General features: G+C 61.1%; 26 protein-coding genes. 13 read left to right on the top strand and 13 right to left on the bottom strand.

What is annotated here, in order from left to right; translation table 11 throughout:
- Nucleotides 1–135 precede the first annotated feature (135 nt).
- Complete coding sequence (locus tag ASD03_RS15215) at nucleotides 136–420, top strand: DUF1330 domain-containing protein (protein WP_057214261.1); 285 nt, start codon at nucleotides 136–138, stop codon at nucleotides 418–420.
- Nucleotides 421–752: 332 nt separating this feature from the next.
- On the opposite strand, the gene ASD03_RS15210 is transcribed toward ASD03_RS15215, so the two are convergent.
- The gene (locus ASD03_RS15210) at nucleotides 753–1,184 is read right to left on the bottom strand and encodes a helix-turn-helix domain-containing protein (protein ID WP_025427447.1); all 432 of its coding nucleotides are present in this window, start codon (nucleotides 1,182–1,184) and stop codon (nucleotides 753–755) included.
- A gap of 89 nt (nucleotides 1,185–1,273) precedes the next feature.
- Between ASD03_RS15210 and ASD03_RS15205 the strand changes: the two genes are divergently transcribed.
- Together ASD03_RS15205 and ASD03_RS15200 are read left to right on the top strand one after the other, a co-directional pair.
- Nucleotides 1,274–2,089 carry an oxidoreductase gene (locus ASD03_RS15205; protein WP_057214258.1) on the top strand — a complete coding sequence of 272 codons (816 nt, stop codon included), beginning with the start codon at nucleotides 1,274–1,276 and terminating at the stop codon, nucleotides 2,087–2,089.
- Nucleotides 2,090–2,147: 58 nt separating this feature from the next.
- The gene (locus tag ASD03_RS15200) at nucleotides 2,148–3,149 is read left to right on the top strand and encodes an NADP-dependent oxidoreductase (protein ID WP_025427449.1); all 1,002 of its coding nucleotides are present in this window, start codon (nucleotides 2,148–2,150) and stop codon (nucleotides 3,147–3,149) included.
- 56 nt (nucleotides 3,150–3,205) lie between these two features.
- Here the strand turns inward: ASD03_RS15200 and ASD03_RS15195 are convergent, their stop codons facing one another.
- Nucleotides 3,206–4,981, bottom strand: a complete 1,776-nt coding sequence (locus tag ASD03_RS15195; RefSeq protein ID WP_025427450.1) for an SLC13 family permease — start codon at nucleotides 4,979–4,981, stop codon at nucleotides 3,206–3,208.
- A 104-nt stretch (nucleotides 4,982–5,085) separates the two neighbouring features.
- On the opposite strand from ASD03_RS15195, the gene ASD03_RS15190 reads away from it, so the two are divergent.
- Nucleotides 5,086–5,358, top strand: coding sequence for a hypothetical protein (locus tag ASD03_RS15190; RefSeq protein ID WP_025427451.1), 273 nt, complete (start codon nucleotides 5,086–5,088; stop codon nucleotides 5,356–5,358).
- Nucleotides 5,359–5,737: 379 nt separating this feature from the next.
- Here ASD03_RS15190 and ASD03_RS15185 read toward each other — a convergent pair whose 3' ends face one another.
- Nucleotides 5,738–6,502: an alpha/beta hydrolase gene (locus ASD03_RS15185; RefSeq protein ID WP_025427452.1), complete on the bottom strand. Its 765-nt coding sequence runs from the start codon at nucleotides 6,500–6,502 to the stop codon at nucleotides 5,738–5,740.
- 154 nt (nucleotides 6,503–6,656) lie between these two features.
- Here ASD03_RS15185 and ASD03_RS15180 point away from each other — a divergent pair, with 154 nt between their 5' ends.
- Nucleotides 6,657–7,100 carry a MarR family transcriptional regulator gene (locus tag ASD03_RS15180; RefSeq protein ID WP_025427453.1) on the top strand — a complete coding sequence of 148 codons (444 nt, stop codon included), beginning with the start codon at nucleotides 6,657–6,659 and terminating at the stop codon, nucleotides 7,098–7,100.
- Nucleotides 7,101–7,349: 249 nt separating this feature from the next.
- Nucleotides 7,350–7,643 (top strand): hypothetical protein, encoded by a 294-nt coding sequence (locus ASD03_RS15175; protein WP_025427454.1) that lies wholly within the window; start codon nucleotides 7,350–7,352, stop codon nucleotides 7,641–7,643.
- Nucleotides 7,644–7,700: 57 nt separating this feature from the next.
- Here ASD03_RS15175 and ASD03_RS15170 read toward each other — a convergent pair whose 3' ends face one another.
- Entirely contained in the window at nucleotides 7,701–8,597 is an 897-nt protein-coding gene (locus ASD03_RS15170) for a LysR substrate-binding domain-containing protein (RefSeq protein WP_025427455.1), read from the bottom strand.
- Between the two features lie 139 nt (nucleotides 8,598–8,736).
- On the opposite strand from ASD03_RS15170, the gene ASD03_RS15165 reads away from it, so the two are divergent.
- Entirely contained in the window at nucleotides 8,737–9,129 is a 393-nt protein-coding gene (locus ASD03_RS15165; RefSeq protein ID WP_025427456.1) for a RidA family protein, read from the top strand.
- 1 nt (nucleotide 9,130) lies between these two features.
- Nucleotides 9,131–10,243 carry an NADH:flavin oxidoreductase gene (locus tag ASD03_RS15160; protein ID WP_025427457.1) on the top strand — a complete coding sequence of 371 codons (1,113 nt, stop codon included), beginning with the start codon at nucleotides 9,131–9,133 and terminating at the stop codon, nucleotides 10,241–10,243.
- 300 nt (nucleotides 10,244–10,543) lie between these two features.
- Here the strand turns inward: ASD03_RS15160 and ASD03_RS15155 are convergent, their stop codons facing one another.
- Both ASD03_RS15155 and ASD03_RS15150 read right to left on the bottom strand, forming a co-directional pair.
- A complete protein-coding gene (locus ASD03_RS15155; protein ID WP_025427458.1) occupies nucleotides 10,544–11,488 on the bottom strand; it encodes an MBL fold metallo-hydrolase in 945 nt (314 codons plus the stop codon).
- A 76-nt stretch (nucleotides 11,489–11,564) separates the two neighbouring features.
- A complete protein-coding gene (locus tag ASD03_RS15150; protein WP_057206241.1) occupies nucleotides 11,565–12,572 on the bottom strand; it encodes an alpha/beta hydrolase in 1,008 nt (335 codons plus the stop codon).
- A gap of 118 nt (nucleotides 12,573–12,690) precedes the next feature.
- On the opposite strand from ASD03_RS15150, the gene ASD03_RS15145 reads away from it, so the two are divergent.
- Nucleotides 12,691–13,722, top strand: coding sequence for a helix-turn-helix domain-containing protein (locus ASD03_RS15145; protein ID WP_239637573.1), 1,032 nt, complete (start codon nucleotides 12,691–12,693; stop codon nucleotides 13,720–13,722).
- Nucleotides 13,723–13,774: 52 nt separating this feature from the next.
- Here ASD03_RS15145 and ASD03_RS15140 read toward each other — a convergent pair whose 3' ends face one another.
- The 3 genes from ASD03_RS15140 to ASD03_RS15130 all read right to left on the bottom strand — a co-directional run bounded on the left by ASD03_RS15140 (nucleotide 13,775) and on the right by ASD03_RS15130 (nucleotide 15,849).
- Nucleotides 13,775–14,704 (bottom strand): sterol desaturase family protein, encoded by a 930-nt coding sequence (locus tag ASD03_RS15140; RefSeq protein WP_038576195.1) that lies wholly within the window; start codon nucleotides 14,702–14,704, stop codon nucleotides 13,775–13,777.
- A gap of 68 nt (nucleotides 14,705–14,772) precedes the next feature.
- Nucleotides 14,773–15,072, bottom strand: coding sequence for a hypothetical protein (locus ASD03_RS38975; RefSeq protein ID WP_156407972.1), 300 nt, complete (start codon nucleotides 15,070–15,072; stop codon nucleotides 14,773–14,775).
- A gap of 390 nt (nucleotides 15,073–15,462) precedes the next feature.
- Entirely contained in the window at nucleotides 15,463–15,849 is a 387-nt protein-coding gene (locus ASD03_RS15130; RefSeq protein ID WP_038576197.1) for a cupin domain-containing protein, read from the bottom strand.
- Nucleotides 15,850–16,100: 251 nt separating this feature from the next.
- Here ASD03_RS15130 and ASD03_RS15125 point away from each other — a divergent pair, with 251 nt between their 5' ends.
- The 4 genes from ASD03_RS15125 to ASD03_RS15110 all read left to right on the top strand — a co-directional run bounded on the left by ASD03_RS15125 (nucleotide 16,101) and on the right by ASD03_RS15110 (nucleotide 17,989).
- Complete coding sequence (locus tag ASD03_RS15125) at nucleotides 16,101–16,397, top strand: hypothetical protein (protein ID WP_025427464.1); 297 nt, start codon at nucleotides 16,101–16,103, stop codon at nucleotides 16,395–16,397.
- 302 nt (nucleotides 16,398–16,699) lie between these two features.
- Entirely contained in the window at nucleotides 16,700–16,903 is a 204-nt protein-coding gene (locus tag ASD03_RS15120) for a hypothetical protein (RefSeq protein WP_057206239.1), read from the top strand.
- A 136-nt stretch (nucleotides 16,904–17,039) separates the two neighbouring features.
- Entirely contained in the window at nucleotides 17,040–17,285 is a 246-nt protein-coding gene (locus ASD03_RS15115; RefSeq protein WP_025427466.1) for a hypothetical protein, read from the top strand.
- 440 nt (nucleotides 17,286–17,725) lie between these two features.
- Nucleotides 17,726–17,989, top strand: coding sequence for a hypothetical protein (locus ASD03_RS15110; protein WP_025427467.1), 264 nt, complete (start codon nucleotides 17,726–17,728; stop codon nucleotides 17,987–17,989).
- 159 nt (nucleotides 17,990–18,148) lie between these two features.
- Here the strand turns inward: ASD03_RS15110 and ASD03_RS15105 are convergent, their stop codons facing one another.
- The 4 genes from ASD03_RS15105 to ASD03_RS15095 all read right to left on the bottom strand — a co-directional run bounded on the left by ASD03_RS15105 (nucleotide 18,149) and on the right by ASD03_RS15095 (nucleotide 19,543).
- Nucleotides 18,149–18,523 carry a DUF1515 family protein gene (locus tag ASD03_RS15105; protein WP_038576200.1) on the bottom strand — a complete coding sequence of 125 codons (375 nt, stop codon included), beginning with the start codon at nucleotides 18,521–18,523 and terminating at the stop codon, nucleotides 18,149–18,151.
- Nucleotides 18,510–18,767 (bottom strand): hypothetical protein, encoded by a 258-nt coding sequence (locus tag ASD03_RS15100; protein ID WP_025427469.1) that lies wholly within the window; start codon nucleotides 18,765–18,767, stop codon nucleotides 18,510–18,512. The genes ASD03_RS15105 and ASD03_RS15100 overlap by 14 nt, the downstream gene beginning before the upstream one ends.
- 117 nt (nucleotides 18,768–18,884) lie before the next feature.
- Entirely contained in the window at nucleotides 18,885–18,989 is a 105-nt protein-coding gene (locus ASD03_RS40520) for an LPXTG cell wall anchor domain-containing protein (RefSeq protein WP_225906311.1), read from the bottom strand.
- On the bottom strand, nucleotides 18,986–19,543 hold the full coding sequence (locus tag ASD03_RS15095; protein WP_225906312.1) for a lysozyme: 558 nt from the start codon (nucleotides 19,541–19,543) through the stop codon (nucleotides 18,986–18,988). Before ASD03_RS15095 ends, ASD03_RS40520 begins: the two co-directional genes overlap by 4 nt.
- Between the last annotated feature and the right edge of the window lie 125 nt (nucleotides 19,544–19,668).

The raw sequence follows: 19,668 nt of genomic DNA, 5'->3' as shown, positions 1-19,668 counted from the left end.
ATGTCGCATTTTTTCATGCGCATTTGTTATGTGATAACATAACATTATTCAACACAAAAATATGTTGACCAACTCGCCCGCACCGACCAACGGGCGTATCCTTCGATGGCGCCTGTGTGGAAAAGGAGATCTGCCATGGCCGCCTATCTGATTGCGGATGTCGAGGTCACCGATGCCGCGGCCTTTGAAGAATACATACGGGAAGTGCCGGCAACGGAGGCGCGCTATGGTGGCCGATATTTGGGCGCTACCCGGGTGCTCGAGGGAGACTGGGAGCCGCACCGGCTCGTCATTGTCGAGTTCCCGGACATGCACTCCTTGCTCGAGTGGTACAACTCGCCGGCGTATCAACGCCTCAAGGCGATCCGAGAGCGCTGCGCCAAGACGCGGATCATGACGCTGGAAGGCGTTGCCACCTAAGCAGTCGGGCCGTCATTGTTCCAGCAGCTTCCGACGTTTACCGCAAAGGTGCGGCATTGGCATATCAACATGCGGCATATTTTCATATTCATCTGTTATGTAATATCATAATACAACACAAGCTAACGAATGATGCCTGCGACGCACATTGGCAGAGCACTTCTCACGCCATCAGGACGATCGATCGCGACTGTCAACCGGACCTATTAATCTGGCATCAGCGTTTGCCGGCGACGGTCATAAGACATTGCTCGACCAACGGACCGGCAACTCTGTGCTGGAAGCGATTTCAAGAGGCGTTGTCAGGCGATACTTCATCTGCCTGGGGTGCCTCATTCCGGTGCGGCGATACGAATGGGACGTGTCCCGACTGGAGCGCCGGTCGCCCGGTCGATGGTGACGGGATCGATCTCCGTTCCGGTCTCGGCGTCGAAGAACCGGGTTACCTCGCCCCCGCCGCGATGCTTGCGTCCCCACGCGCCGATGGCAAACAGAACCGGCAGGAAGTCTTGGCCAGCTTCGGTCAGGACATATTCGTCTCGTGGCGGACGATCGGAATAGCGGCGTTTCTCCAGCAGCCCCTCCTCCGTCAGCGCTGAAAGCCGCCCCGTCAGCATCGTCGGCGCGATACCAAGACTTTTGCGGAAATCATCGAAGCGGGTCAGGCCCGCATGGGCATCTCGCATGATCAGCATGCTCCAGGCATCCCCCACAAGCGCAAGGCTCCTGGCGATCAGGCATGGCTGGCTCGACAGATTTTTCATGTTAGTATCTTTTTGATAGTGACTAACTACTAATTTAATAGTAACTGAATGTTCAGCGATATTCCATGATAAAATGAAAGCACAAGCCGATGAGCAAGACAGAACGCGGCATTGCCCTGGTCACGGGCGCTTCCTCAGGCATTGGGTTGGTGACAGCACGAGCGCTGCGGCACGATGGCTACCGTGTCTTCGGTACCAGCCGAAAGCCGATGCCCGATACCCCGGACGGGATCACGATGCTGATCTGCGATGTAACCGATGACGCATCGGTGCAGACAACCGTCGACGAGGTTCTAAGTCGCGCAGGACGGATTGATCTTCTTGTCAACAATGCCGGGATCGGACTGCTCGGCGGCGCTGAGGAATCCACGACGAAACAGGCGAAAGCCGTCTTCGACGTAAACGTGTTCGGCATCATACGCATGACAAATGCGGTGCTGCCCACGATGAGACCGCAGCATCGAGGACGGATCGTCAACCTCAGCTCCATACTCGGGCTGATCCCCGCCCCCTACAATGCGCTCTACGCATCGACCAAACATGCCATCGAAGGCTATTCGGAGTCTCTTGACCACGAAGTGCGAACGCAAGGCATCCGCATCGTGCTTGTCGAGCCCGGCGTAACCCGCACATCCTTCGAAGAGAACATCACGCGACCGGACCGCCCGCTTGCCGTTTACGACACGGTTCGCGCCGACGCGGAGAGGCTGATGCGCGACATCGTCGCGAAGGGCGATGCACCCGAGGTGGTCGCCGAAGCCGTCGTAAGGGCCGCCAATGCGGCATCGCCCAAACGACGCTACACCGCCGGAAAAGCTGCAGGACAAGTCCGTTTCATGCGTCGCTTCCTGCCCGAGTCCATCGTCGACAAGAACCTTCGGAAGTTCAGCAGACTTCCCGATTGAGCTGTCGCCGCCGCACTGCTGGCGCTGCCGGCTCACCATAGAAACGAAAGTTAGTCTGATGAAATCATTCCTGATCGATCGCTATCTGAAAGGCGGCGCTCTCCGGCTCGGCGAAGGCCCACAGCCGGAGTTGCGTGAGAACGATGTCATGGTTGAGATTCATGCCGCCGGCGTGAACCCCTTGGACAATAAGATCAGGGACGGAGAGTTCAAGGTCATCCTTCCCTACCGCCTTCCACTGGTGCTGGGCAACGATGTAGCGGGCGTGGTGGTCAGGGTCGGGGCCAATGTCCGGCGATTTAAGCCTGGTGACGAGGTCTATGCACGCCCGGCCCAGGATCGCATCGGGACATTTGCAGAGTACATCGCCATGGACGAGGCCGATGTAGCGATGAAGCCGAACAATCTGAGTATGAACGAGGCCGCATCCATTCCGCTTGTTGCCCTGACAGCATGGCAGGTGCTTGTCGAGCGGGCCAACTTGCAAAAGGGACAGAAGGTCCTGATCCATGCCGGCTCCGGTGGTGTGGGCGCGATCGCGATCCAGCTTGCCAAGCATCTTGGGGCATATGTGGCGACGACCACGAGCACACCAAATATCGCTCTTGTGAAAAGTCTCGGCGCAGACGTCGTCGTCGACTACAAGAAGGATGACTTCGAGAAAGTGCTGCAGGGCTATGACGTCGTGCTGAACAGCCTAGGGAGGGAAACGCTGGAGAAATCCCTTGCTGTTCTGAAGCCGGGCGGGAAGCTGATTTCGATTTCCGGTCCGCCCGATCCGGACTTCGCGCGGCAGAACGGTTCTGGCTGGCTGCTTCAACAGGTCATGCGCCTGCTGAGTTTCGGCATCAGGAGAAAATCGAAGCGCCGAAGGATCAGCTACTCCTTCCACTTCATGACGGCCAACGGTGGGCAGCTTGGTCAGATCACCTCCCTGATCGACACAGGTGCCATACGACCGGTAGTGGATCGGGTCTTCCCGTTCGAGAGGACCAACGAGGCGCTGGACTATGTCGAAACGGGGCGTGCCAAGGGGAAAGTCGTCGTCGCTGTGAAGTGACGTCTGGGGTCCGGTCCGATTGCCGTTAGAGGAAGCAACTACCTTTAGGAAGGCGATTAGCGCAGCGGCCAGACGGCGATCAGCGCCGGCACACTGACGATGACAATCACCACCGAAAGCGGCAGGCCGAGGCGCGGATAGTCGCTGAACTTGTAGCCGCCCGGGCCCATGACCAGCGTGTTGCACTGGTGGCCGATCGGGGTCAGGAAATCGCAGCCTGCGCCAATGGCAACCGCCATCAGGAAGGCTTCGGGGCGGTAGCCAAGCGTGGTCGCGAAACTGGCGGCGATCGGCGCCATGACCAGGACGGTCGCGGCATTGTTGAGGAACGGCGTCACTGCCATGGCGGCGAGCAGGATCAGCGTCAGCGCCCCGGCCGGCGGCAGGCCCGCGGCAATCGTGCCGAGCCAGCTGGCGATCACGTCGGTGCCCCCTGTCGTGCGCAGCGAATCGCTGACCGGGATCAGCGCTGCCAGCATCACCAAAATCGGCCCGTCGACCGACCGGTAGACGTCGCGCAGCGGAATGATGCGGAAGATCACCATGGCAAGGGCCGCGGCGAAGAAGGCGATCGGGATCGGCACGAGGCCGACGGCCGTCGAGCCCATGGCGGCGGCAAGAACGAGGAGCGGCAGTGTCGCCTTGCGGATGGTGCCAAGCAGGATCTCGCGCTGCGCCAGCGGCAGGCAGCCGAAGTCCTGCAGGAACGACGGCAGTTCACGGCGCGCGCCCTGCAGCACGACGATATCGCCGGCCCTTAAGCGAATGTTGCCGAGCCGCTGCTTCAGCCGCTCGCCCTGCCGGCTGACGGCAAGCAGGTTGATGTTGTGGTTGCTGAACAGCGCCAGGCGCTGCGCGGTCATGCCTTCGAGCGGCGAGCCGCCGCCGATCACAGCCTCGACCGCCTCGATCTCCGCGCCGGTCTTTTCGCTGGATGACGGCGAACGGTCGCCGGAGATCTTCAGCTTGGCCTGCGAGACGATACGATCGAGCGCATCCGGCCCGCCTTCGAGCAGCAGGATATCGTCGGCCTCGAGCTTGACGTCAGGCAATGGCGCCACATGCAGGCCGCGCCGGAACATCGCGGTGACGACGGCACCGCCGTCGGCAATCTTGACGAGTTGGCTCAGCGACTTGCCGATCATGGGCGTACCGGCGGCAACCACCGCCTCCGAGGTATAGTCTGTGATCTCGATCGCCGCCTGCACCGAGACATGCTGGCTCGTGCGCTGCGGCACCAGCTTGTAGGCAAACAGCAGGAAGACGACACCGACGGCAGCAAGCGTGGCGCCGACGGGGGTGAAATCGAACATGGTGAAGCTCTCGCCCGTCAACTCCTGGCGCACGCGCGAAACGACGATATTGGGCGAGGTTCCGACCTGGGTCATCAGCCCGCCGATCAGCGAGCCGAAGGCCATCGGCATCAGGAACACCGAGGGCTGGACGCCGGAACGGCGGGCAAACTGGAACGCCACCGGGATCATGATCGCCAGCGCGCCGATATTCTTGATGAAGGCGGAAAGCACCGTGACCGTGATGACCAGCAGCGCAAGCTGCGCCCGGACCGAGGAAATGTTCGGCAGAAACCGCTGGATCGCCGCATCCACGACACCGGAGCGCGCCACCCCGGCGCTGACGATAAGGGCGCTACCGACGATGATGACGATATCGTCGCTGAAACCATCAAAGGCGTGATCGAAAGGCACGATGCCAACGGCGACCGAAAGCATCAGGGCGGAACAGGCAATCACGTCATATCGAAACCGCCCCCAGATGAAGAATGCCATCATGGCGCCGATGACTATAAACGCGAGGGACTGTTCGGCGGTCATGCAATACCTGGGTTCGGCAGAAGGACTGGGCGACAGCAGAGCGCGCGACAGGCGCTTGGGGCCTGACGCACAATCCGACGGGAAGTTCACCCAAGGACTACCGCATGTTTCGCCAAATCGGAATTCGCCGCAGCGACAAATCTGGGTATGAGCGCGAAACGCATCGGGTTGGCGCGGCGAACTCGCAACCTGCCCTCTTCCCACAGCTGACGGTGGAAGGCTTGTACCAATGGGCCAGCGTGGCCATCAACGGCGAAGCTGTGGGCAAGCTGCATGTTGCCGCCGGGCCGTTCGGAAGACGGAAGGTCCTGCCCAGCAAACACGGCCGGGAGATCCCTCTCCCGCCCCTCAGACTGATGACAAAGTCATCCATATGACCTGTTCGACATTCGGGCGCCTTCACGGCGCTCAAAGCACCCTCATTCCTGTGCCCGTCACAGGAATCCAGTCAGCCCAAGTCCTTGGGCTGAAAGGTCTTTCGACCTGACAGACGTCAGCTCGCTGGATTCCGGCACAGGGCCGGAATGAGGGAGAACTGGGTGAGCCTCCCGTTAGACAGGATTCTCTGGGGTATGTCGGCAATCTAGAGCATGTCGTGCAAAAGTGCGCAGCGGCTTTGTGATGACGACATGCGCAAAAACAAGAGCTTAAAGGGCAGCAAGCGAATCCTGGAGATCGCGACGCGCTTTAGAGCCGGGAGATCCCTCTCCCGGCCCTGTGTTGGTCGATTGTTGCTGTGTCGTTCGTCGCCGACGATCAGTTGGCGGTTTCCGCCGCCTTCTCGATGAGATCGGCGACCGCCTTCGGATTGGAGACATAGACGGCGTGGCTGCCGGGCACTTCGACGACGGTTGAGCCGGCGCGTTTGGCCATCATCTGCTGGGCAGCCGGCGGGATCATGCGATCTTCACCCGCAACCAGATAGTAGCTCGGCTTGGTCTTCCAAGCAGGCTCGGTGACGGCGCCGGCCAGCGCTTCGACGCCCCACGGAACCTGGGAGTCTGCCATGAAGGCGGCCGTCTCGGCATCGACGTCAGCAGCAAACGATGCGGCGAACTTTGCCTTGTCGAGGAACAGGAAGCCATCGACCGGCGGCAGGATTGGCGGCACCGGCGCGCCGGCCGGCGGGTTGGCAATCAAGGACGAGACCGACTCGCCCTTATCCGGGGCGAACGCGGCGATGTAGACGACCGACTGCACCTTCTCATGGGTGCCGGCTTCGCTGATGACGACGCCGCCATAGGAATGCCCGACCAGCACCACCGATCCATCAGCCTTGTCGATCGCCTGCCTTGTGGCAGCGACGTCGGCGGCAAGCGAGGTCGTCGGGTTCTGGACGATGCTGACGGTGTAGCCGTCCTTCTTCAGGATGTCGTAGACACCCTTCCAGCCGGCGCCATCGACGAAACCGCCATGGACGAGAACGACGTTCTTTGCGCCTGCATCAGCGGCAAACGCGGTGGTGCCGGTGGCGGCCAGGGTGAGCGAGGCGGCGGCGGCAAGCAGAGATGTCTTCAACATTTGCGCAACTCCTTAATTTGTTAGCGCGATAGTTGTTATCGCGGTAATCATTAGATATGCCTTACGCGATCACCTGTCCAGCATTTTATTATCGCAATAATGGTTTTCGTGCTAAGCTCATGAAAAGCCACGGACTTAAATATTGGAGACGACCATGACCGAACCCGCACCGCTTCCGCTCGACAGCCAGCTCTGCTTCTCGATCTACTCGGCAGCGATCGCCATCAATCGCGCCTACAAGCCGATGCTGGACGCGCTCGGCGTCACCTACACGCAGTATCTGGCCGTCAGTACACTGTGGGAACAGGACGGCTTGAGCATATCGGCGATTGCCGATCGGCTCGGCCTGGAACCGAGCACCATCACCCCGGCAGTCAAGCGGCTCGAGGCGGCCGGTTTCCTTTCAAGACGCAGAAGCACCGTCGACGAACGGCTGGTCGAGGTTTTCCTGACAGAGAAGGGCAAGGAGCTTCACCCCAAGACCGCATGCCTCACCGACACGCTGCTGCGTCGTTCCGGATTTACCGTGCCCGAGATGATCGATCTCAACGAAAAGGTCCAGATGCTGCGCGACGGCCTCACCCGCGAAGAAGCGTAGAAACATGCAGCAATTCAAAGTGCTACAGCGAGCTTTGCGCGTCTAATGAGACACGCGGCCACCGAGGGTCCTGTCGCCATCGGCAATCGCCGCACGGAAACTTGGAAATTTCCGTTGAAGCGCTACACTTTAGAGAAAGGTGCTGGATTATCGCCCGCAGGCGCCAAAGTAAGTCGTAACGCCCTGGAAGTTGCGCATGGCGTCGGGCAGAACTCCGATCCGCCTTCTGCATAGTCGAGGACCATCGATATGAAACATGCTCTTGCCGCCCTTTCCGTCGTCCTCCTTCTCAGTGGTTGCACCACTGGTGTTCAGACCTACGGCTACTCGCCGAACCTTCAGCCGATCCCCGGCAGCATCACCTATGGCGGCCAGCCTCGCACCAAGTTGAAGAAGGCGCCGGTCGGCAGTATCGTGCCGCACCAGTTCTTCGACCAATTCGGCCGTCAGGTCTTTGAGACCTACGTGATCGAACCGGATCGCTCGCTGCGCCTCGTCAGCCGCCGCTGGAGGAGCCTCGACGTCTTCGGTGACTTCGACTGATTGCGGGGCCTACCTTGCGGCAATTGAGCTTGCCGAGGCGATCGGCTGCCTCGCCTCTTACTGGCTTCCGCCGTTGAACTGCTGCAGTACCCAATCCCTCAGCACCTGCGTTGCCGGCCGCTCGGCAGCCCGCGGACTATAGACCAGATCGTAGCGGTAGCTTTCGAGCGACAGTGCAAACGGCTGGACGAGTATGCCGGAGGCAAGTTCCTCGGCAACCAGGGTCAGGCTCAAGAGACCGATGCCCTGCCCGGCCACGACCGATTGCACCGCATGGATCTCGTCGGTGAAGGAGAGGCCGCCAGCCGGGTCGATATCGGTGACGCCTGCGTGCCTCAGCCATTGCCGCCAGACCGGCGCCCGCTCGTCGTCGCGCCGCGCCGGCCCCCAATCGAAGTGAATGAGTGTCGCCTCTCGCAGCGCATCGAGGGACATCGGCGCCAACCGCGGCGCACAGACCGGCGCGAAACGATCGGCGAAAAGCGGCTCGGAAAGCAGGCCGGGATACTGCCCGTCGCCATAGCGGATGGCCGCGTCGGCATCGGCATCCAGATCCACCGTCCTGTTCGAGGCGTCGAGGCGCAGGTTCCAGTCCGGATGAGCGTCGCGAAAGCTGCCGGCGAGCGGTGCCAGCCGCTTGGCGACGAAGGCGACGGTTGAGGTGAGCCGCGCCACCTTGGTGTCACGGCTGCGGCGCAGTTCGCCGATCGCCTGCTCGAAGCGGTCGAGCCCATCGCGTAGCACCGGAAACAGCGTCTGCCCAGCCGGCGTCAGCCGCACCTGGCGCGTGCCGCGCTCGAACAGCTTCAGCTCCAGCAGATCTTCAAGCTGGCGGATCTGATGGCTGACGGCCGTCGCCGACACGTTCAGCTCGTCGGCCGCCTGCTTGAAGCTCAAGCGGCGGGCGGCCGCTTCGAAAACCCGCAATGCGCCGAGCGGCGGCAATTTTCTCATGACGGCAACAAATGACTTGAATTCATCTGTCGGCTGAAAAATGGTCTTTTGTCAGCCGGGCGAAGCCTCATCATATTGAGTTCAGCAGCCAAGGCAACGCCGCCAAGCTGAGTTGAACTCAAGCATAGAGGGATTCCCCGTGTTTCTCGAACAGGTCATCACCAAGCCCGATCCTTACGCGCCATTCCTGCTTTCGCAGGCGATCAAGGCCAACGGTTTCGTCTTCGTCTCCGGCCAGGCCGCAATCGGCGACGATGGCGAAATCGTCGGTGAGAACGATTTCGACCGTCAGGCCGAGCAGGCCTTCCGCAATCTCGACCGCGTCCTGACTGCTGCCGGCTCCAGCCTTTCCAAGGTCGTGAAGGTAACGATCTTCCTGCGCTCGATGGAAAACTTCGGGAAGATCGTCGAGCTGCGCCGCAAATGGTTCTCGGCACCCTATCCCGCCGACAGCATCATCGAGGTCTCCTCGCTCTATTCGCCGAAGGCGATGATCGAGATCGAGGCGATTGCGCTGACCGAGGATCGTTGAGATGAACGCGCACAGCACGGTCGCCTCGCCGATCCTGACCGGAACGACGCTCAAAGGGCTGGCCTTCGGCAACCGGCTTTCCGTCGCGCCGATGACCCGCATCAGCGCCACTGCCGAGGGCGTACCGACCGAAAGGATGGCGCACTACTACCGGCGCTTCGCAAAGGGCGGCTTCAGCCTCCTGACAACTGAAGGCATCTATCCCGACAAGGCCTATGCGCAAACGTATAGGGACCAACCGGGACTTGCCGACCGGAAACAGGCGGAAGGCTGGAAGGCGGTCGTCGATGCGGTGCACGCCGCGGGCGGCCGCATCTTTGCCCAGCTTATGCATGGCGGTGCGCTCGCCCAGGGCAATCGCTTCCGCAGCGACACAGTCGGACCCTCGGCACTGCAGCCGAGAGGCAAACAGATGGTCTCCTACCACGGTGAGGGTCTCTATGCCGAGCCGCGGGAGATGGATGGGACGGAGATTGCCGAAGCGATATCAGGCTTTGCGCAAGCCGCCAGGCTTTCCATCGATGTCGCCGGTTTCGACGGCATCGAGATCCATGGCGCCAACGGCTATCTGCTCGACCAGTTCTTCACCGATTACACCAACCGGCGGCAGGATCGCTGGGGCGGCGACATCGGCAAGCGGTTGGGCCTGAGCCTCGCAGTGCTGGACGCGGTTCGCAGCGCCGTCGGCGATAAGGTGCCCGTCGGCATCCGCCTGTCCCAGGGCAAGGTCAACGACCCCTTACATAAATGGGCGGAGGGCGAAGAAGGTGCTGCCATCGTTTTCAAGGCGCTGGCCACCAGTCCCGCCGACTTCGTACACGTGACTGAGTTCGAAGCCTGGCAACCGGCCTTTGCTTCCGGCGGCAGATCGCTGGTCTCCCTTGCCCGCCAGCATGCGCCCGATCTGTTCGTCATTGCCAATGGCGGTCTGCACGATATCGCCCGCGCCGAGCAGGTGCTGCAGGCCGGCGCCGATATGATCGCGCTCGGTCGCGGCGCGCTCGCCAATCCCGATTGGCCGCGCATCGCCACTGAGAAGCGCGAGGCCCGCCCGCTGAAGCTGGAAATGCTGTCGCCGATCAGCGACATCAAGGACAGCGAGCTTCAGCTTTGAGCCAAGAGAGGCGGCGCCACAACAAGGCGCCGCCCTGGCCTGGCAGCTGACAGGCCTGCTTTGAGCGTAGGAACATCCCCAGTCCCTCATTCCGGCCTTGTGCCGGAATCCAGCGACCCGACGTCTGTCGAGTCAAAAGACCCTTCAGCCCAAAGACTTGGGCTGGTCCCGCAGTTCCTACGGAACTGCGCGAGATCTCTGTGACAAGCACAGAGATGAGGACGGTTTAGGCATTGCCATGGCAAGAACCCCTGATCCAACGTTGGCCATTGCGCCTGGTGGCGACAGCGGCCTCGCCCCCTACGCGCCCGCGACGAAGCGATACGCGGCACCGTTCCGTTCGGCCCGCCCGATGCCGGGATAGCCCCAGTGGTAGCCGAGCAGCGTCAGCTTTTCCGTTGCTGCCCGGTCGATCAGCGTCTTGCGGGTTTTCAGCGCCTGCTCCGGATCGGTATCGAAACCGAAGTGCCAGTCCGGGTGCTCGAAGAAGACAATATTGCTGGTTGCCGCATCGCCTGAGATGACGAGCCCGTTGTCGCCGGCAAGTTCCAGCGAGATATGGCCCGGCGTGTGGCCGCGCGTGTCGAGCACCTGCATGCCGGTCACGATCTCGTCGCCCGGCTTGACCAGCGTCAGGCGCTCCTTGACCGCGAAAAGATCGCGCTGCGCACCGCGGGCAAAGCCGTGCAGCGCCTTCGGCATGACCTTCTCGTAGTCGGGGTTCGTCCAGAATGCCCATTCGCGCTCCGAGACGAAATATTGCGCATTCGGAAAGGTGAGCTTGCCGTCTGCCCCGACCGTGCCGCCGGCATGATCCGGGTGGGCATGGGTAAAGACCACCTTGGTCACATCCGCCGGATTAATACCTGCAGTCGCCAGATTGGCCGCAAGCTTGCCGGCACTCGCCTGGAAATTGCCGCCCGATCCGTTGTCGACGACGATCAGGTCCCTGCCGGTGCGGATGAACGGGATGTTGGTGTGGAAGGGTGCGCCCTCAGGCGTGCCGCCGAGCCGGCGCATGATTCCGTCGCGCTCCTCCGGCGCCGCATCCGGTAGCACGATGCTGACCGGCAGCGTCAGGAAGCCGTCGCTGACGACGGCGATATCGAAAGCCCCATGGGTGAAGCGGTGGGTGTCTGCGGCGTAAACGCCCTTCGGCAGCAGCGGCAATACAGCGCCCGCTACGGAGCCGGCGAGAAAGGAACGGCGGTTGAGGCCGGAGGTTTTGTCGTCTGTGCAGGTCATGGATCGGTTCCTTCTGTTTTGAGCGAGAGCAACCGGCCGGCAGCGCGTTTCCGCGGCACCGGCCGGGGGCCGAGGGTCAAGACCGTGCAAATTCGAGCAGGTCAGCGTTGAGCTGGTCCTTGTGGGTGTCGGTGATGCCGTGCGGCGCGCCGGGATAAACCTTCAGGGTGGCGCTCGGCACCAGCTGCTTCGAAGCGCGGGCGGCCGCATCGATCGGCACGATCTGGTCGTCGTCGCCATGGATGATCAGCGTCGGCACGTCGAACTTCTTCAGGTCCTCGGTAAAGTCGGTCTGCGAGAAGGCGACGATCGAGTCATAGGTGTTCTTGTGCCCGCCCATCATGCCCTGCAGCCAGAAGCTGTCGATCATGCCCTGCGAAGCCACGGCACCCGGCCGGTTGAAGCCGAAGAACGGACCCGAGGCGATATCGCGATAGAGCTTGGAGCGATCCTTCAGGCTTGCCGCCTGCAACCCGTCGAACACCTCCTTCGGCAGCCCTCCGGGATTGCTGTCGGTCTTGACCATCAGCGGCGGCACCGCCGAGATCAATCCGGCCTTGGCGATACGGCTTGTTCCGTGACGGCCGATATAGCGGGTGATTTCGCCACCGCCGGTGGAGAACCCGGCGAGGAATATGTCCTTCAGATCAAGCGCATTGATCAGGTCGGCAAGATCGTCGGCATAGTGATCCATGTCGTTGCCGTCCCAGGGCTGAGAGGAGCGGCCATGGCCGCGCCGGTCATGGGTGATGACGCGGAAGCCGTTACTGGCGAGGTGGAAGGCCTGCGCCTCCCAGCTGTCCGATGACAATGGCCAGCCGTGGCTGAGCACGACCACCGGGCTCTCCTTTGAGCCCCAGTCCTTGTAGTAGATCTCGACGCCATCGCGGGTGATGATGCGGCTGCCCATGGTCGTTACTCCCAATGTGTCGGATGTGGTGCTTGATGCGGTTTCGGCTTTCGCCGGGCGAATGACGGCTGGAACGGCGGCGGCTGTGGCCGCGGCGCCAAAGGCAGCCGAAAGAACTGTGCGGCGCGAAAGGCCAGTGGAGACTGCTGTGGAAACTGCTTCTGCTTCAATCATTGTCCTGCCCTCTTCCATCTCGGTTGACCGGCGATCTCCGTTCCGGAGCGCTGGTTGAATTGATAGAATGACCGGCCTACCCTCTCGACCGGCAAAGCTGACAACGATGGGGGCAGAAGTGACAAAACCACTCGAAAGCGAACCGGCGGAGATCGGCATCGTCGTTTATCCGCGCGCGCTGAAGTCGGCGGTCCATGGGCTGACCGACATGTTCCAGGTGGCCGGCATGCAGGCGACAGAACAGGGCGGCGCACGCGCACCTCGCATCCGCGTCAGCCACTGGCAGCTTCAGGAGGATGGCTCGGTCGAAAAGACGCTCGACACCCACCCCGGCCCCTCCTCGGGTCTCGTCGCGCTGATCCTGCCGCCGACGCTGGCGGAGCTGCCCGTAGGCGGGCGCATGGGCCAGCTGCCCGCCTTCGTGCGCGAGCAGCATGCCGGTGGCACCACTGTCTGCTCGGTCTGCGGCGGCGCCTATCTGCTGGCGGAATCCGGGCTCGCCGCAGGTCGCACGATCACCACCCATTGGTCGCACCAGGACCTGATCGCCGATCGCTACCGCGATGTCCGTGTCGATACCGACAAGCTATTGATCGACGAAGGCGATATCATCACTGCCGGTGGCATGATGGCCTGGATCGATCTGGGGCTGAAACTCGTCGACCGGTTCCTTGGAACCAATGTGATGCTGGCAACCGCCCGCTTCATGATCATCGATCCCGGTGCCCGCGAACAGAGCTACTACAGCGTCTTTGCGCCCAAGCTCGACCACGGCGACAGCACGATCCTGAAAATCCAGCACTGGCTGCACGGCGCCAACACCAAGGGCGTGACGCTGCAGATGATGGCTGAGCGCGCCGGGCTCGGCGACCGCACTTTTCTCCGGCGCTTCCAGAAGGCGACCGGCTTCAACCCGACGGAATATTGCCAGCGGTTGAGGATCGCCAAATCACGCGACCTGCTCGAGCGCTCGCACCTGTCGATCGAGCAGGTTGCCTGGCAGAGCGGCTACGACGACACCAACGCCTACCGCAAGATCTTCCGCAAGATCCTCGGCCTGTCGCCGCGGGAGTACCGGTTGCGCTTCTCGGTGTCGGACGGCACGCGACGGCCGGCCATGGCAGGACTTGCAGCCGCCGCGCCCGCCTGATCTGCACGGCGTCGACGCCGGCATGTTTCGCCAACACGTTTTCCGGGCGCCGTTAATCGCCGCTCGGCTTTCGCCCCAAGATCTGGCGCGCGCCGCTCTTTGAAAAAGGCTGCACCAGCTGGCCGACAAAGCTGCGCGACACCTTGCCGGTGATGCCGATGTCGGTGGAGGATGGCCGGTCGGGATTGAAGTAGGTGCCGAACAGCTGGTCCCAAAGCACGATGTTTTCGCCGTAGTTGCTGTTGCCCTCGGCCATGTCCTTCGAATGGTGCCAGCGGTGAAGCCGTGGCGTCGAGAAGACCCAGTCAAGCGGGCCGGTGCGCATCTGGACATTGCAATGGGTCAGAAGGCCGGTAAAGGCGGTGACGGCACCGATCCAGAGGAAGACCTGCAGCGGCGCCCCGAGCAGATAGAGCGGCAGCTGGCTGAGGCCCACCTTCAGCAGGGAATCGACGACGTGAAAGCGGCCGGTGTTCAGCACCCAAAGCCGCGTGACACTGTGATGCAGCGCGTGGAAGCGCCAGAGCCCAAGCCGCTCATGCGCCAGGCGGTGAGCGGCATAGAGCCCGAACTCGGCAACGACCAGCCCGAGCACGACCTGGGCGAACATCGACCAATGTGCCGGCCAGATATGCGGCTGCGACCCGAAGAACGGCTGCGCGAAAATGGCGACCAGTAATGGAAAGGATGCACCGAACGCCGCCGCGATCTGCACGATCCCCTTCGTCAACATCGTATGGCCGAGATTGTTGAGCGTCTCGCCATCCGGAGCAAGCCAGGTCGGCTCATAGGGCATGATGCGCTCGAACAGCGCGATGATCGCCACCACCGAGAGGTAGACGACGTTGAACCAGGGCACCGGCGAGGATGTGGCAAAAGCCAATCCGGCTGCGGCCAGTCCGCCGAAATAAAGCGCCGGCCACAACAGGATGGAGACCAAGTATCGTAGCGGCGATGAAGAGCTAGCTTGATGAAAGACCATTATTTTTCGACCACTTTTCAGAAAATCGGAGGGATGCAATACGGCAGGGGGTTATCTCAGGAAATGTTCTAATCCTCGTCCTGCGGATGGTATCGCTCCATCAGCTCGTCGCAGGTATGCGCATGGCCATCGCTGAAACGTCCGTCGGTGCAGATCCGCCGGCGACGCTCGGCCCAACTCAATCCCTCCCGGTGCTTTCGCCAGCCGGGGTCGCCGCCGTCGTCAAGCCAGCGGCGAAGCTCCGCGCAGCTGCGCGGCCGGCCGTCACTGAAACGCCCGTCGCGGCAGGGATCCGGGCGATACTGAACGAACTGTCGCTCGAGTGCAAAGCGATCGTCGCCGCTCGCTTCGAGGCGGCTGTGTTCCATCTGGGATGACGCCCCGAGCAGGTGACATGCCAGCAGACCGATCCTGAGAAAACACATGGGATGACGCCAATCCTCATCGTTGGAGCATTGGCGGCAAACTCTACTGATTTCATTACACCAGCATTGCACTGATCCGGGGGCCGATTTCGCCCGTGCCTGCCTGGCCGTCGGCCCGGCCTGCCCCTTCTAGCATCGGCATTGCCGATCAGGCGCGGGTGATCACTACTGCATGTTTCCTCAAATCCTATTTGATTTAAGGATAAAAACAGGCAGCCATTCAAAGTGCTACAGCGACCTTTGCGCGTCTGATAAGACGCGCGGCGCTGTAGGCGCCTGACAGGAATACGACGCGAGCGGGCATCAAGGAAACGCCAGCGCGACAGCCCTGCCCTAGATCCAGCGGTCGTTCTGCGCTGTGCGCTCGCCGCCGGCATGACCGGTGTTCAAAACGCCACGCGGTTCTATCAGCAGCATCCGCACCTCGCTCTCTGCAAACGGCTTGTGCTCGACGCCTCGAGGCACGACGAACATCTCGCCAGGGCCAATCTGTACAGATCCATCGCGGAAATCGATCCGCAGGATGCCATCGAGCACGATGAACGTCTCATCCGTCTCGGGGTGGTCGTGCCAGATGAAATCGCCCTCGATGCGCACGAGTTTGAACTGGTAGTCGTTCATCTCGGCGATCACGCGCGGTTGCCACAGTTCCGCGATCATCTCCAGCTTCTCGGAGAATTTGATGGGCTTGCGGTCGGACGTCTCGATGCTTTCCGTCATGTCTTTCCTCATTTCGATGAAGTGCCAACATGCATGGAGCGCGGGCATCGATCTTGAACGATCGTGCGCAGATGGCGCGGTCTACCGCGCCGCGCGTCTTATTAGACGCGCTAAGGTCGCCGTAGGACTTGGAATTGCTGCCGACACCACGTCCGGGATGCAGGCGAATATTTCCGTATTGCCCGATAAGACGGCTGATGTATCTTGTCTCCCTTCGGCACTGGCTATGGACGTCCATGAAGGAGGTTCGAATGCATGATCTCCCGCAGACCTCGGGCAGACAATTAAGTCCGGATGACATCGAAATGCTGCAGCGGGTCTTCGACGCGACCTGCTTTGCCGCCCGCGTCCCACGCCGCGGCGAACGCGCCAACCGGCTGGCCAAATTCATCATGGATGAATTTTGCATCGGCAATGGCGACGAGCGCACGCTGCTGGAATGCGCGCTGTGGCGCGAACGGCGCCGGGTACCGCCAAGGACAGAAGAGACCGAAACCGTCGACATCTGGGTTGCCAGACCCGGCCGGCGCAGTCCGCATCAGCGCTGAGGCCGCCACAAAAAAATGCGGCCTCTCCGTGGATAACCGAGACCGCATTCAAGATTGATGTGCAATGGCTTACTCTACGCCTGTCTTGCCCGCAGGACCACAACTGCAACGGGTCGCGTGTGGCGATTTCTGACCTGCCACAGACGTTTCTCTATAACTGTCTGGTCGCGAGGCCGTCGCGGCGGCGCCCGAACGATGCAAGCTGAGAAAACAGGGCCGGCACATCCCAGAAGACGGAATTTTCAGCACCGTGGAACCACCGTTCGCGTCGCGAATTTAGCCTGCAGAACGGGAGGTTCATCATGTTTGCGTCAGATACGAAAAGACAGTTCGGCCGGATCGTCAAAAACTGGAATACACGATACGACCTGGAGGAATTCATCGCCGCCTCCGGCCTGCCGCCGCTGGAGGCACGCGAGATTTTCGCGAAGCACGGCCCCTATAAGGTGGAACTTGACCACCTGATACATGCGTGCACGACGATACAAGCCGACAGTGAGAAATGAAGGCTCCCGCAGTCGCACCTACAGCGCCGTGCGTCTTATCAGACGCGGAAAAGGTCGCTGTAGCACTTTGAATTGCTGCATGTTTTCATCCTTAAATCGAAAACGATTTATGGAAATATGCAGTAGGGAGGTCAAAATGCAGCATCATTCCAAACACTTCGATTGTGCATTCAATCCAGCTGAGATCGCCATGCTCCAGCGGGTTCTCAACACGGCCTGCCTTGCAGCAAGGATGCCGCGCAGTGACTACCGTGCCAATCGCCTGGCGAAATTCATCATCGGCGAATTCCGCTCCGGCACACGCGACGAGGCGGCCCTGTGCGAGCGGGCTCTGTGGTTCGAGCGCAGAAGCGAGCCGTGGTCGTTGGCTCCCGAGCAGTGACGTTGCAAGGCAACAAGGATGACCGGCGCCGGCATGACCTGCTATCGCTGTCGCGCTTTGAATTACTGCATGTTTCCTTAAATCGAATAGGATTTAAGGAAACATGCAGTAGCGATCCGGGATCGTTTCGCTATTGCCGCCATCTTGACGTGCAAAAGACGCCGGGGTTGCAAAGCAACCCCGGCCAAACCTATCCTATTGTATGGCAATCGCCTTTCGGCCTATCAAGGCGTCAAACGCCCTCACCTACAGCGCCGCGCGTCTCATCAGACGCGCAAAGGTTGCTGTAGCACTTTGAATTACTGCATGTTTCCTTAAATCGAATAGGATTTAAGGAAACATGCAGTAATCGGCTACGCAAACGTAGCCTTCGTACGCAGGCAAAGGCCAGGAACCGCCACAAGATTGGTTCGCTCACTCAGGACATGTTATAAACGCTCATGACCCAAACAGAAGAAGACCTGGAGCTTTCGGAATTGTCCGGCGAGTTTGCCGACGACGACGTCGTTGTTCATATCCGCATCTCGCGCCCGACGGGCTCCAATCTCGACTGGACGCTCGAGGTGATCGACGAGGAGGGCTACTCCACCGTCTGGGAAGATTCCTTCCCCACCGACCGCGACGCCTACGAAGAATTCCTCGCCACGATCGAACGCGATGGCATCCACACGTTCACCGAACATCCCGTCCAGACGCTTCATTAGGCTGGCCCGGTTGGACTGAGCCAATCGAACCATTTCCGCGGCCCCCTTCACGCCTCATGCTCTCACGCGCACATCAGTGACAGCGGCAGCTTGCCGCTGTCACGTTGCTTGGCTCACCCCTGTTCGGCCAAGGCAGAGCAGCAGCTGCGAACGACACCATCACCCCTTTCCGACAATGACGAATATGATCCGCCTTATCGCCTCGGCAAAGCTGACGCCAAGCGCCATCGCCGCTATGCCGGTAACACCAAGGGCGCCGATGCCCATCAGCTTCCAGCGTTTGACGTCGTCGGTCACCGGCTTCATCTCTGCAACGTCACCACCAAGCGTCGAGACCGAAGCCTCGAGATCACCGACGCGATCGACCAACTGGTCCATCCGCTGATGGACGCCCGCCCGACTGCTCGTCGCCTTATCCTCGGCACGTTGTGCGCCCTCCTCGATCCGCCGGATCGATTCCTGCAGACCGCGCATGCCCGCGACCAGCTCTCCGAGCTGGCGGTGCACGCTGACATCGATTTCAGCTGGAGACATCTTGACGCCCTCCGTGCCTTGCGCAGTCCGCCTTTGACCAGACTGCCGCGGCGCAGAGACCGACGACAGTGCGGTCGATCTTGCGCTGATCTGCCGGCGTCGCGCCGCGCGCGCCGACAAGGTCGACGCCGACGACGCTTTTAAGGCCGGTCACAGTCTTCGGCGCCGAAATCCCATAGCCCGCCAGCGCGAAGACAGGAATCGTAATCAAGGCGCATCTTTCGAGCGCGGTTCGCAGCGTCATCATTCTGCCTTTCAATCGCATGAAGAACGGACCGGGCGCCGTCCGCCCGGATCTCGAGTACGGCCCAGGTGACGGCAGCGAGCACAAGCCCGCCGAAAAGGATCTTTGGCCGGGCGATCATGCCGGATCGAGCCGCTTGCGAACGAAGAGGAAGGCGCCGATTGCGAAGGCAGCAACAATGATGCCGGCAAACACCCATTGCAGCGGGCCACTTCCGGTCAACGCAAAGCCGAGCGAGGACAGAATGCCCGCGAGCCAGGAGATATTCTCCTTTGTTCCGCTTCGGGCGGCTTCGGCGCGGCGATAACGGTGTTGGAGGCCACGAACTCGCCCTTGGCCCAAAGCCCGGCTTCGGCAGCTCGGCGATTGACCAACCCCTTCACGCGCTTGCCGCCGGCATTGACCCATTTCATAAGCTCGCCCGGCACAGCGTCATAGTCGCCGCCATTCAGTTTGTTCAGCAAAGTCGATTTGCCGAGGCGACCGGTGTTGAAATCGAACGAGACAAGCACGGCGAACTGGTTGTCGGAAAGCGGCACCTTAACGAGACGCAAGACCCGTTCCTCGAATGTCGCCAAATCCGCCCTCAGGATATCGTCTGCCTGCGCCTCGGAGATCACCATTCCCGGCGTCACCGCCGGAGCGCCCGCGGCGCTGGTATGGCCATAGCCGATGGTCCACACACCGGCGACGTCCCGATAGGCCTTCGTCTTCAGACCTTCCCACTGCTTGACGAGCGCAAGGCCCGCCGCGTTGATGCGTCGGTTCATGTTCATGTCGTTTGTCCTGTTTAGATTGGGAACCAGAAGCAACGGTAATGTGTTGCTACAGCGCCGCGCGTCTTATTAGAGGCGCAAAGATTGCTGCAGCACTTTGAATTGCTGCATGTTTCCTTAAATCG

This window comes from Ensifer sp. Root127 (assembly GCF_001425225.1).
Taxonomy (GTDB): domain Bacteria; phylum Pseudomonadota; class Alphaproteobacteria; order Rhizobiales; family Rhizobiaceae; genus Ensifer; species Ensifer canadensis.
This window is presented reverse-complemented; position numbering and strand designations above follow the sequence as displayed.